Below are 11895 nucleotides of genomic sequence, written 5' to 3'. Positions count from 1 at the left end.
TGCGCCGTTCAGTGCGCGATGCCCACCACCAGCCAGATGAAGGCCACTCCCGCGACCGTGCACAGCAGCGTGGAGCGGGCGGGGTGTTCGTGGTGGGCCTCGGGCAGGATTTCGGCGGCCGCGAGGTAGAGCAGGGCGCCGCCGAAGAAGCCCAGATAGCTGCCGAGAAGTTCCTCCGGAAGGGTGAAGAGGAGAGTGGACGCCGCGCCCGCCACAGGGGCCAGCGCGTCCGCGACCAGCATCGCCACGGCCTTCCGGCGCGCGTTCCCGTACACGCTCGTGAGCGTGTACGTGTTGAATCCGTCGGCGAAGTCGTGGGTGATGACGGCGAGCGCGACGGTCGTGCCCATGCCCTCGCCGACCTGGAAGGCCGCGCCGATCGCGATGCCGTCCATCAGGCTGTGGCCGACCATGGCGCCGGCCGCCGTCAGCCCCACCTGAGGGACGCGTTCCGCGCTCGCAGCGCCGTGCGCCGCCTGGCGTCCGGCGAGCAGGCGCTCCACCAGGTGAGCCACCAGGAACCCGCCGACGAAGAGCAGAAGGGCCTGCGGTACGCCGAACAATTCGCCGCCCGCGGCCTCCAGCGCCTCCGGCAGCAGGTCCAGTCCGACGACGCCCAGCATCAGTCCGCCGGCCAGGCCCAGCACCAGGTGGCGGCGGTCGGTGACGCGCAGCGCCACCCAGCCACCGAAAAGCGTCATGAGGAACGCGCCGAGCGCGACGAACACCGCCATGTGCTCTTGCTAGTCGATTGACCCCCTGCTGCGCACATCCAAGATCAGCTTCAAGTCGATTCACCGTTGATTCCCGAGAGGAAACCCCACTCATGGCCGATGCCCCCACCGGCAAGGTGACCTTCGTGGGCGCCGGCCCCGGCGCCGCGGACCTGCTGACCTTCCGTGCCGCGCGCGCGATCGCCGACGCCGATGTCGTCATCTGGGCGGCGAGCCTCGTACAGGCCGAGATCCTGGAGCACGCGCGCGAGGGCGCCGAGATCCTCGACTCCGCCGCGATGTCCCTGGAGGACGTGGTCGCGGTGTACGAGCGGGCAGTGCGGGACGGGTTGAAGGTGGCCCGCGTGCACTCCGGCGACCCCGCCCTGTGGGGCGGCACGCAGGAGCAGGTCGACCGGTGCGACGAGCTGGGTCTGGACGTCGAGATCGTGCCGGGGGTCTCGTCGTTCTCGGCCGTTGCCGCCATCGCGCAGCGCGAGCTGACGATCCCCGAGGTCGCGCAGTCCGTGATCCTGACGCGGCTCGGTGGCGGCAAGACGCCGATGCCGCCCGGTGAGGAAGTGCGGGAGTTCGCGCGGCACGGTACGACGATGGCCGTCTTCCTGTCGGCGGCCCGCTCCGGGCAGCTCACGGCGGAGCTGCTGGAGGGCGGCTACCCGACGGACACGCCGGTCGTCATCGCGTACCAGGTCACCTGGCCCGAGGAGTTGGTGCTGCCCTGCACCATCGCGACGCTGGAGGAGACGGTGAAGGAGCACAAGCTCTGGAAGCACACCCTCTTCCTGGTCGGGCCCGCGCTCTCCGCCTCCGGTACGCGCTCGCACCTCTACCACCCCGGTCACTTCCACGGGTTCCGGCGGGCCGACCGCGCCGCGCGGGCCGCGCTGCGGGCGGAGAAGTCGGAGAAGTCGGGGTCGTGATCACTGTTGTGGGTACGGGAACGGGCGCCCCGCTCTCCCCCGACGCCCGTACGGCGCTCGACGCCGCCGGGCTCGTCGTCGGCGGGCGGCGGCATCTCGACGCCGCCGGGCTGCCGGACGGCGTGGCCCGGGTGGTGCTCGGGCCGCTCGCGCCCGCGCTGGACGCCGTCGCGGAGCACCTGGCCAAGCGGGCGGACCAGGCGGATGCCGGGGTTGTTGTGCTGGCCTCCGGGGACCCCGGGTTCTTCGGGATCGTACGGGCGCTGGCGGAGCGGTTCGGTGCGGATGCCCTGGATGTACGTCCAGGGGCGCCCTCCGTCGCGGTCGCCTTCGCGCGGCTCGGGCTGCCCTGGGACGACGCGGTCGTGGTCAGTGCGCACGGGCGGGCGCTGCGGACCGCCGTGAACGTGTGCCGGGCGCACCCGAAGACGGCCGTCCTGACCGGGCCCGGCGCCGGGCCCGCCGAACTGGGCGCCGCACTGTCCCGTACCGGCATCGCACGCACCCTCGTCGTGGCGTCCGCGCTCGGCGATCCGGCGGGCGGTGAGAGCGTCGAGCGCCTCTCCCCCGCCGAGGCGGCGGCCCGCGACTGGCCGGCGGCGGTCAGCGTCGTCGTGTGCCTGGACGAGTCGCGGGCGCTCGCGCCGGTGCAGCGGACGGTCGCGGGGCGGGGCACCGGCCCGGCTCAATGGGCGCTGCCCGAGGCCGCGTTCGAGCACCGCGACTCGATGATCACGAAGTTCGAGGTACGGGCGCTGGCGCTCGCCAGGCTCGGCCCGCGCCTGGGTGACCTGGTGTGGGACATCGGGGCGGGGTCGGGGTCCATGGCCGTGGAGTGCGTGCGCCTGGGGGCGGCGGCGATCGCGGTGGAGAAGACCTGCGACGGCGTGGAACGTATCCGGGCCAATGCCGCAGCGCACGGGGTCGACGTACAGACCGTGCACGGCGCGGCGCCGACGGTCCTGTCCCAACTGCCGGAGCCCGACGCGGTGTTCGTCGGCGGGGGCGGGCGCGAACTGCCCGCCATCGTCGCGGCGTGCGCGCGCAGTGCGCGGCGCACGGTCGTGGTGGCGCTGGCGGCGCTGGACCGGGTGCCCGCCGTACGGGCGGCCCTTGCGTCCGCCGGGTTCGAACCCGAGGGCGTACTGCTGCAGTCGTCGCGGCTCGCGCCGCTGCCGGGGGACGTGACCCGGCTCGCGGCCACCAACCCTGTCTTTCTGCTGTGGGGCCACCGCCCCGCGGAACCGGCAAGTGAAGGAGCAGTTCAGTGATCGGCCTCATCTCCGCCACGGCGGCAGGCGCCGCGGCCCGCGACCGGCTGGCCGCGGCCTGGCCCGGGCGTACGCAGGTGTACGACGGCCCGGTGCGGGAGGCCGTCGGGCGCGCCTTCGCGGAATGCGAGCAGTTGGTGTGCTTCCTCGCGACGGGTGCGGTCGTACGGCTGGTGGCCCCGCTCCTCGCGGACAAGGCGTCCGACCCCGGTGTGGTGTGCGTCGACGAGGCGCAGCGCCACGCGGTGTCGCTCATCGGCGGCCACGGCGGCGGCGCGAACGAGCTGGCGCTCGCGGTGTCGGGCGTCCTGGGCTGCGCCCCGGTGATCACGACGGCGACGGACGCCACGGACATCCCCGGCCTGGACGCCCTGGGCTGGCCCGTCGAGGGTGCGACGGCCGCCGTGACGCGGGCGATCCTGGACGGCGGCCCGGTCACGCTGGAGGCGGACACGGTGTGGCCGCTTCCGCCGCTGCCGTCGAATGTGGCGGCGCCGGCTGCGGGCGACGAGCAGGCTCGTGAGGGGAGTGGTGACGCGGGGACGGCCGCCGGCATGGCCGACGCCCTTGCGGCTGCTGCTGTGCCTGTGGGCGGGTTGCCCGCGGCCATGGCTGCGACCGTCTCCGCCGGTGTCCTCGCCGAGGCGGCCTCGGCGGCCTCGGTGGCCGCCGTGGACGACGGGGCGCACAGCGCGCCCGCCGTGGTCCGCGTCAGCGACCGGCTGCTCGACATCGGGGAGCGGGAAGTCGTGCTGCGGCCGCCGTCGCTGGTGGTGGGGGTGGGGGCGAGCAAGGGCGTTTCCGGCGATGAGGTGTTCGGGCTCGTGGCGGAGACGCTGGCCTCCGCCGGGCTTTCCGTGCGGTCCGTCGCCGCGCTCGCGACCGTCGACGCCAAGGCCGACGAGGCCGGGATCGTGGAAGCGGCGGCTCGGCTGGGTGTGCCTCTGCGGACGTACGCCGCCGGGGAGTTGGCCCGTATCGACGTACCGAATCCCTCGGGGGCTCCGCTTGCCGCCGTCGGTACGCCGTCCGTGGCGGAGGCCGCCGCGCTCGTCGGCGGGGGTGAACTCCTCGTGCCCAAGCGGAAGTCCACGCCCGAGGGGCGTGCGGCGATGGCCACCTGTGCCGTCGTACGCAAGGAGCCGCGCGGGCGGCTTGCCGTCGTCGGGCTCGGGCCCGGTGCGCGCGATCTGCTGACCCCGCGCGCGCGGGAGGAGATCCGGCGTGCGTCGGTGCTCGTCGGGCTCGACCAGTACGTCGACCAGATCCGGGACCTGCTGCGGCCGGGGACACGCGTCCTGGAGTCGGGGCTCGGCGCCGAGGAGGAGCGGGCCCGTACCGCCGTCGCCGAGGCCCGCGCCGGGCACGCGGTCGCGCTGATCGGGTCGGGTGACGCGGGCGTGTACGCCATGGCGTCGCCCGCGCTCGCCGAGGCGAGCGACGACATCGACGTCGTCGGCGTTCCGGGGGTGACGGCTGCGCTCGCCGCCGCCGCGATCCTGGGCGCACCGCTCGGCCACGACCACGTCTCGATCAGCCTCTCCGACCTGCACACGCCGTGGGAGGTCATCGAGCGGCGCGTACGGGCCGCCGCCGAGGCCGACATCGTCGTGACGTTCTACAACCCGCGCAGCCGGGGCCGCGACTGGCAGCTCCCCAAGGCGCTGTCGATCCTCGCGGAGCACCGCGAGCCGACCACTCCCGTCGGTGTCGTACGCAACGCCTCCCGACCGGACGGAACAAGCCGCCTCACCACGATCGCCGCGCTCGACCCGGCGACCGTCGACATGATGACCGTCGTGGTCGTCGGCAACACCGCCGCCCGCGAGATCGCCGGCCGCATGGTGACGCCGCGCGGCTACCGCTGGCAGCAGACGGAGGGTTCGTGATGACCACCGACAGGGTTGTGCATCCCATCGAGCAGGAGTCCTTCCGGCGCCTGCGCTCCCGCCTCGACACGTCGCACTTCGCGCCGCTGACGCGGGCCGTCGTGGAGCGGGTCATCCACTCGGCTGCGGATCTGGAGTACGCCACCGACCTGGTCTGCGACGAGCGCACGCTCGAAGCCGCGCACCGCGCACTGCACGCCGGTGCGCCGGTCGTCGTGGACGTGGAGATGGTCGCGGCGGGCATCACCCGGCGCGAGACCGTGTGCCGGCTGAAGGAGGCCGTGGCCGGGCCGGAACTGACCCGCAGCGCCCATGCGATCAGGCTGGCGTACGAGCAGGTGGGGCCCGGCGCCGTGTGGGTGATCGGCTGCGCGCCCACCGCGCTGGAGGAGCTGCTGGTCCTGAACGCCGAACCCGCGCTCGTCATCGGCCTGCCGGTCGGCTTCGTCGGAGCGGCCGAGTCCAAGGCGGCGCTGCGCGAAAGCGGGCTGCCGGCTGTCAGCAACGTCTCGGAGAAGGGTGGTTCGGCGGTCGCGGCGGCGGCGCTGAACGCCCTCCTCTACACCCCTCTCACCAGCACCACCTCCACCCCCCTCACCAAGGAGAACGCGTGACCACCGCGCCCCCCGCACTGCTCATCGCCGGACACGGCACCCGTGACGAAGCCGGAGCCGGCGCGTTCCGCGACTTCGTCGAGGAGCTGGGCAGGCGTCACCCCGAACTGCCCGTCGCGGGAGGCTTCATCGAGCTGTCCCCGCCGCCGCTCGGTGACGCGGTCACCGGCCTGGTCGAGCGGGGGGTCACGCGCTTCGCGGCCGTTCCCCTGATGCTGGTCTCCGCCGGTCACGCCAAGGGCGACATACCGGCGGCGCTCACGCGCGAGAAGGAGCGCCACCCGGGCATCTCGTACACCTACGGCCGCCCGCTCGGCCCGCACCCGGGGCTGCTGGCGGTGCTGGAGCGCCGGGTGGACGAGGTGCTGGGGGACGACCTGGACCGGTCCGAGGTGACCGTGCTGCTGGTGGGCCGGGGCTCGACCGATCCGGACGCCAACGCCGAGGTGTACAAGGCGGCACGACTGTTCTGGGAGGGACGTGGGTATGCGGGTGTGGAAACCGCGTTCGTCTCGCTCGCCGCACCTGACGTGCCTGGCGGACTCGACCGCTGCACGAAGCTCGGGGCCAAGCACATCGTGGTCCTGCCGTACTTCCTCTTCACCGGGATCCTGCCGGACCGGGTGCGGCAGCAGACTCGGGACTGGGCCGAGGCGCACCCCGCGACCGGGGTGACCTCGGCCGATGTGATCGGCCCCACCGAGGAGTTGATGGACCTCGTGATGGAGCGCTACCGGGAAGCGGTGAAGGGTGACCTGCGCATGAACTGCGACTCCTGCGTCTACCGCATCGCCCTGCCCGGCTTCGAGGACAAGGTGGGGGCGCCGCAGCAGCCGCACTTCCACCCGGACGACGACGGCCACCACCACCATCACCACCCGCACCCAGGCAGCCATGCACACGCCCACTGACGCCGCCGCTCACGATCTGCGGCACCACGGGGACGCCGAGGTACGGGAGGGCGATCTCACCGATCTCGCGGTCAATGTACGGGCGGACACTCCCCCGGCCTGGCTGAAGGCCCGTATCGCCGCCTCCCTCGACACGCTCGCGGCCTACCCGGACGGGCGGGCCGCGCGCGCGGCGGTCGCGGAGCGGCACGGGCTGCCGGTGGATCGGGTACTGCTGACGGCGGGCGCGGCGGAGGCGTTCGTGCTGCTCGCGCGGGCTCTCGCGGTGCGCCGGCCCGTCGTCGTACACCCGCAGTTCACGGAGCCGGAGGCGGCGCTGCGGGACGCGGGCCACGAGGTCGGCCGGGTCCTGCTGCGTGAGGAGGACGGCTTCCGGCTCGCTCCGGCGGACGTCCCCGAGGACGCGGACCTGGTGGTGATCGGCAACCCGACCAATCCCACGTCCGTGCTGCACCCGGCGTCCGCCATTGCCGGGCTGGCGCGGCCGGGGCGGACGCTGGTGGTCGACGAGGCGTTCATGGACGCGGTGCCGGGCGAGCCGCAGGCGCTGGCGGGGCGTACGGACGTACCCGGCCTGGTCGTGCTCCGCAGCCTGACGAAGACCTGGGGTCTGGCGGGCCTGCGCATCGGTTACGTCCTGGCCGGCCCGGAGACGATCTCCGCGCTGGAGCGGGCGCAGCCGCTGTGGCCGGTGTCGGCGCCGGCGCTGACGGCCGCGGAGGCGTGCGTCGGTCCGGCGGCGCTCGCGGAGGCGGCGCGGGCCGCGCGGCGGGTGGCCGCCGACCGGGCGCATCTGCTGGCCGGGCTGGCGGAGTTCGACGAGGTGCGGGCGGTGGAGGCGGCCGAGGGTCCTTTCGTACTCCTGCGGATGGAACGGGCCGACGAGGTACGGGAACGCCTGCGGGGCCTGGGCTTCGCGGTGCGGCGGGGTGACACGTTCCCGGGCCTCGGCCCCCAGTGGCTCCGCCTGGCCGTACGCGACCGGGTCACGACAGGCCGCTTCCTCCAGGCCCTGGACCAGGCACTGACGCTGGTGGGGCGCTGAGGCCCCGTCTCCCCTGCCTGCCCCTTCCCGACACCGGGGGCAGGCCCCCGGCCCCCGACGCCCTACGGGCGTGTCCTCAAACGCCGGACGGGCTGGATTTGCCCCCTCCACTTCAGCCCGTCCGGCGTTTGAGGACCGGGGGCTGGGGCAGCGCCCCAGGTTCGGGAAGGGGCGGGTAGGGAAGCCCCGCAGGGCACCCCCGGCCCCGCCTCCGTGTCAGGCCCCGTTACGCGTCCGCCGGCTCCGCGCTACCGCCAGCGCGCCGCCGCCCGCCGCCAGGAACAGCGCCGCGCCGCCCGCGAGGTACGGAGTCGTCGAACTGCCGCCCGTTTCGGCCAGGTTCGCCTCCGTCGCCGGCGCCGTCTGGGGCTTTACGTCAGGCTCCGGCGCGGGCGCCAAGGGGTCCTTCGGCTCCTCCTTCACCACCGGCGGCTTCGGCGACTCGCACGTCGCCCCCGCGAGCGTCACCGTGCCCTCGACCTCGGCGACGTTCAGCTTGAGCGGGTTCACCGACACCTTCAGTTCGAGGGCCGTGGCAGCCGCCGTACGCGACGTCGTATGCGTCTTCGACAGATCCAGCGTCACCACGCCCACCGCGGGCACATCAACCCGCGTCGGCCCGCCCGCCGACAGGGTGACCTTCCTGCCGAGCACGGTCACCGCACCCAGCACGTTCGACTCGGCCACCGGCTGCTTTCCCGCCGCGCACAGCGCCTTCGACGTGACCTTCTCGACCTCGATGAGCGAGAGCAGCGGCAGCCCGGGCACATGGACCCTGGCGCGCGCGAGGCTGACGTGTCCCTCGGACTTGTGCGCGTCGGCCGTCGCCTTCGCCGTGGCCACGTCGGCGCGCAGCACGCTGACCGGCCTGCCCTGCTCCACGCCGTCCAACTGGACCGTCAGCGCGGTCTTTTCGGCGCTCGCCGGGGCGTTCACCTCGTTGAGCGCGGCCCTGAGCGGCACATTGACGGACTTGTTGAGCAGCGAGATGTCAAGACCGGTACGGAGTACGACGGCGCTCGCCCGGCCCTCGCCGCCACCCCCGGTGGCGTACGCCGCCGGAGCGGCGGCGAGCAGTGCGGCAGCGGGGCCCGCGGTCAGGGCGAAGGCAGCCGCGGCGGCTGCGGACCGGCGTGCGGGCATGCTGAAGAAGGTGCTGTTCAAAGCGGTGGAACCCCCACAAGTGACACGGCGCCGCCCGGCGCACTCCACGGGGACACGTGGGCGCCGGGGCGGCTGAGACACAGGAATACTTACGCACTTGGAGTGAACGGTCAGCGACGTGACGTGAGTTCACCCCAAAGGGGGGTTTCCGATCCCGTATTCGAATCTCTCGCCGTCAGCCGACGATCCGGCCGTTCAGGATGATCCGCTGCGGGGCCGCCAGTACGCGCACATCCGCGCGCGGATCCTCGTCGTACACCACGAGGTCGGCGGGCGCGCCCTCCTCCAGCAGCGGCCGCCCGAGCCACTTCCGCGCTCCCCATGCCGTCGCCGACAGGGCCTCGATCGCCGGGATGCCCGCCTTCACCAGCTCCGCGACCTCGTCCGCCACCAGTCCGTGGGCCAGCGAGCCGCCCGCGTCCGTGCCGACGAAGACCGGGATGCCCGCGTCGTACGCCGCGCGGACCGTGTCGTACCGGCGCGCGTGCAGCTCCCGCATGTGCGCCGACCAGCGCGGGAACTTCGCCTCGCCGCCGTCCGCGAGGTGCGGGAACGTCGCGATGTTGACCAGGGTCGGGACGATCGCGACGCCGCGCTCGGCGAAGAGCGGGATCGTGTCATCGGTCAGGCCGGTGGCGTGCTCGATGCAGTCGATGCCGGCTTCGACGAGGTCACGCAGCGAGTCCTCGGCGAAGCAGTGTGCGGTGACGCGGGCGCCGAGCCGGTGCGCCTCCGCGATGGCCGCCTCCACCTCGCCGCGCGGCCAGCACGCGCCCAGGTCGCCGGTCTCCCGGTCGAGCCAGTCGCCGACGAGCTTGACCCAGCCGTCGCCGCGCCGCGCCTCGCGGGCGACGTACGCGACCAGGTCGCCCGGCTCGATCTCGTGGGCGTAATTACGGATGTAGCGGCGCGTCCTGGCGATGTGCCGCCCCGCCCTGATGATCTTCGGGAGGTCGTCGCGGTCGTCGATCCAGCGGGTGTCGGACGGCGACCCGGCGTCGCGGATCAGCAGCGTGCCCGCCTCCCGGTCGGTCAGCGCCTGCTTCTCGCTGGTGGCCTCGTCGACGGGGCCGTGCCGGTCGAGTCCGACATGGCAGTGCGCGTCGACCAGGCCGGGCAGCGCCCAGCCGTGGACGACCTGCTCGTCGCGTACGCCCGCGGGCCGTTCGTACGTGATCCTGCCGTCCACGGCCCACAGCTCGTCCCGTACGTCGTCGGGCCCCGCGAGCACCCGCCCCTTCACCCGCAGCACCATGCGCTCACTCATACAGAGCACTCTACGAGGGGGCGACTACGCTCATCCGCGTGAGGCAGCACCGCTGATCCACCGTTTCGAAGATCCGAAGATCCGAAGAGAGCTCCGCCGTGACACACCCGCTTCTGGACCTGGCCCCGCTGACCGCCGCGCACTTCGCGGCCGTCGAACGGCGGGTCGCCGCGCTGCTCTCCACCGAGCAGGACGTGGTCATCATGCAGGGCGAGGCGCTGCTTCCCCTCGAAGGCTGCATCCGCGGCGGGGCCCGACCCGGCTCGGCCGCGCTGAACGTGGTGACCGGGCCGTACGGGCAGACCTTCGGCAACTGGCTGCGCGACTGCGGCGCGGCCGTCTTCGACCTCACCGTCCCCTTTCACACGGCGGTCTCCGCCGAGCAGATCGGGCAGGCGCTGGACGAGCACCCGGAGATCGACTTCGTCTCGCTGGTGCACGCCGAGGCGGCGACCGGAAACACGAACCCGGTGGCCGAGATCGGTGAGGTCGTACGGGCCCACGGCGCCCTCTTCATGCTCGACGCGGTCGCTTCGGTGGGCGCCGAGCCGCTGCTGCCCGACGCGTGGGGCGTCGACCTGTGCGTGATCGGGGCTCAGAAGGCGATGGGCGGGCCGGCCGGGGCCTCCGCGGTGTCGGTCAGTACCCGTGCCTGGGAGCGGATCGCCGCGAACCCCGCCGCCCCGCGCCGCTCGTACCTCTCCCTCCTGGACTGGAAGGAGCGGTGGATCGACGGCGGCCGCAAGGCGCTGCCGCACGCGCCCGCGCAGCTGGAGGTGCTGGCGCTGGAGGCGTGTCTGGAGCGTATCGAGGCGGAAGGGCTCGCCGCGGTGCAGGCCAGGCACCTGGCCGCCGCCTCGGCCACCCGCGCGGGCGCGGTCGCGCTGGGCGGGGACCTGGAGCCGTACGTGCACGCGGCGCGGGACGCCGCGCCGGTCGCCACGACGCTGCGGACCCCCGCCGGGGTGGACGCGTCGGAGATCGTCGCGAAGGCACTGGCTTCCGACCCGTCGCTGCCGCTGATCGCGGGCGGCGGGGCGCTTGGCCAAGGAGATGATCCGGGTCAGTCACTACGGTGTCGATGCCAGGCGGGGTGTGGTCCAGTCGTCACTCGCCGCACTGGGTGCGGCACTGAGCGGATCGGGTGTGCGGGGGGTCGACACCGAAGCTGCCCGAAAGGCCGTGGCGGAAACCTGGCCCAGCGAATAGATTCCATGAATTCAGAGAATTAACGGAAAACGGGAAGCTGCTTTATCAGCGCAGCTTCCCGTTTTCTTCTGCCCGGTTTCTCCGACCCTAAACGCCAAGATTTCAACGAGAGATCCAGGCGGTTTCGATCATGTGACGGACCCCACAATGAGTGCGATTTGCCCGTATATTTACGGTCAAATCACCCGTATTTGCAGTCTGCTCGCGCGAAGCGCGCCCCCGCGCGATAACACAAGAAGGGCTCTGACCCAACCCCTTCCGACGATGCACTTTTTGAATTTGCTCGGTAAATTTCATCGGCATGACCGCCGCACAAGCAGACCTTGCACGTGCCCGAAGCGAATTCCTGCAGATCGAAGCTCCGCGAGTGGAGGACGGAGCCGCGATCTGGCGCATTGCCCGCGACTCCAAGGCCCTGGACCTCAACTCCTCGTACAGCTATCTGCTGTGGTGCCGCGACTTCGCAGCGACCTCCGTCGTGGCAAGAGACAGCCCAGGGGGTGAGCCGATCGCGTTCATCACGGGCTATGTACGTCCCGAGCGCCCCGACACGCTCGTCGTCTGGCAGGTCGCCGTCGACCACGGCCACCGCGGCCGCGGGCTGGCCGGCACGCTCCTGGAGGCACTGACCGAGAAGGTCACCGCCCGGCAGGGAGTGACGACGATCGAGACGACCGTGACGCCGGACAACACCGCCTCCGACCGGCTGTTCACCTCGTACGCCGAGCGCCGGGGAGTACCCCTGGAGCGCGAAGTCCTCTTCGACGGAGAGCTCTTCCCCGAGGGAACACACCTGCCCGAGGTGCTGTACCGCATCGGCCCGATCGCTTCCTGACGCGCCCCCTGCCCTCCCGCTCCCCCCTGACTTCTT

10 protein-coding genes and 1 pseudogene are annotated in these 11895 nt (G+C 72.7%); 8 read left to right on the top strand and 3 right to left on the bottom strand.

Translation table 11 applies throughout. From position 1 onward, the window contains the following. Positions 1–8 precede the first annotated feature (8 nt). The gene (locus tag J7E96_RS09625) at positions 9–734 is read right to left on the bottom strand and encodes a ZIP family metal transporter (RefSeq protein ID WP_215129492.1); all 726 of its coding nucleotides are present in this window, start codon (positions 732–734) and stop codon (positions 9–11) included. Between the two features lie 92 nt (positions 735–826). On the opposite strand from J7E96_RS09625, the gene cobM reads away from it, so the two are divergent. From cobM to cobC, 6 genes are read left to right on the top strand one after another with little or no spacing between them, the layout of a single operon-like run. After that, positions 827–1654: a precorrin-4 C(11)-methyltransferase gene (gene cobM, locus J7E96_RS09620; RefSeq protein WP_215129490.1), complete on the top strand. Its 828-nt coding sequence runs from the start codon at positions 827–829 to the stop codon at positions 1652–1654. Beyond that, positions 1651–2925 (top strand): precorrin-6y C5,15-methyltransferase (decarboxylating) subunit CbiE, encoded by a 1275-nt coding sequence (cbiE, locus tag J7E96_RS09615; protein ID WP_215129488.1) that lies wholly within the window; start codon positions 1651–1653, stop codon positions 2923–2925. Before cobM ends, cbiE begins: the two co-directional genes overlap by 4 nt. Beyond that, positions 2922–4814 carry a precorrin-3B C(17)-methyltransferase gene (gene cobJ, locus J7E96_RS09610; RefSeq protein ID WP_215129486.1) on the top strand — a complete coding sequence of 631 codons (1893 nt, stop codon included), beginning with the start codon at positions 2922–2924 and terminating at the stop codon, positions 4812–4814. The genes cbiE and cobJ overlap by 4 nt, the downstream gene beginning before the upstream one ends. Beyond that, on the top strand, positions 4814–5428 hold the full coding sequence (locus tag J7E96_RS09605) for a precorrin-8X methylmutase (RefSeq protein ID WP_215129484.1): 615 nt from the start codon (positions 4814–4816) through the stop codon (positions 5426–5428). Before cobJ ends, J7E96_RS09605 begins: the two co-directional genes overlap by 1 nt. Then, positions 5425–6339, top strand: coding sequence for a sirohydrochlorin chelatase (locus tag J7E96_RS09600; RefSeq protein WP_215129482.1), 915 nt, complete (start codon positions 5425–5427; stop codon positions 6337–6339). The genes J7E96_RS09605 and J7E96_RS09600 overlap by 4 nt, the downstream gene beginning before the upstream one ends. After that, a complete protein-coding gene (gene cobC / locus J7E96_RS09595) occupies positions 6323–7384 on the top strand; it encodes an Rv2231c family pyridoxal phosphate-dependent protein CobC (protein ID WP_215129480.1) in 1062 nt (353 codons plus the stop codon). Before J7E96_RS09600 ends, cobC begins: the two co-directional genes overlap by 17 nt. 216 nt (positions 7385–7600) lie before the next feature. Here cobC and J7E96_RS09590 read toward each other — a convergent pair whose 3' ends face one another. Together J7E96_RS09590 and J7E96_RS09585 are read right to left on the bottom strand one after the other, a co-directional pair. Continuing rightward, the gene (locus J7E96_RS09590) at positions 7601–8548 is read right to left on the bottom strand and encodes an SCO1860 family LAETG-anchored protein (RefSeq protein WP_215129478.1); all 948 of its coding nucleotides are present in this window, start codon (positions 8546–8548) and stop codon (positions 7601–7603) included. Positions 8549–8723: 175 nt separating this feature from the next. Next, positions 8724–9815, bottom strand: a complete 1092-nt coding sequence (locus J7E96_RS09585) for an amidohydrolase family protein (RefSeq protein WP_215129476.1) — start codon at positions 9813–9815, stop codon at positions 8724–8726. Positions 9816–9913: 98 nt separating this feature from the next. Between J7E96_RS09585 and J7E96_RS09580 the strand changes: the two are divergent. Further along, a pseudogene (locus J7E96_RS09580) lies at positions 9914–11024 on the top strand (alanine--glyoxylate aminotransferase family protein). Positions 11025–11325: 301 nt separating this feature from the next. Continuing rightward, a complete protein-coding gene (gene ectA / locus J7E96_RS09575) occupies positions 11326–11859 on the top strand; it encodes a diaminobutyrate acetyltransferase (protein WP_215129474.1) in 534 nt (177 codons plus the stop codon). The last annotated feature ends 36 nt before the right edge of the window (positions 11860–11895 follow it).

The organism is Streptomyces sp. ISL-96, assembly GCF_018614035.1.
In the GTDB taxonomy this organism is placed as follows: Bacteria; Actinomycetota; Actinomycetes; order Streptomycetales; family Streptomycetaceae; genus Streptomyces.
Note: the sequence above shows the minus strand (reverse complement) of the source record. Positions and strands in the feature narration are given on the sequence as shown.

Bases quoted from the DNA above. Each gene is read 5' to 3' on its own strand.
- J7E96_RS09625 (WP_215129492.1), bottom strand. From the start codon at position 734: ATGGCGGTGTTCGTCGCGCTCGGCGCGTTCCTCATGACGCTTTTCGGT.
- cobM (WP_215129490.1), top strand. From the start codon at position 827: ATGGCCGATGCCCCCACCGGCAAGGTGACCTTCGTGGGCGCCGGCCCC.
- J7E96_RS09605 (WP_215129484.1), top strand. From the start codon at position 4,814: ATGACCACCGACAGGGTTGTGCATCCCATCGAGCAGGAGTCCTTCCGG.
- cobC (WP_215129480.1), top strand. From the start codon at position 6,323: ATGCACACGCCCACTGACGCCGCCGCTCACGATCTGCGGCACCACGGG.
- J7E96_RS09585 (WP_215129476.1), bottom strand. From the start codon at position 9,815: ATGAGTGAGCGCATGGTGCTGCGGGTGAAGGGGCGGGTGCTCGCGGGG.
- ectA (WP_215129474.1), top strand. From the start codon at position 11,326: ATGACCGCCGCACAAGCAGACCTTGCACGTGCCCGAAGCGAATTCCTG.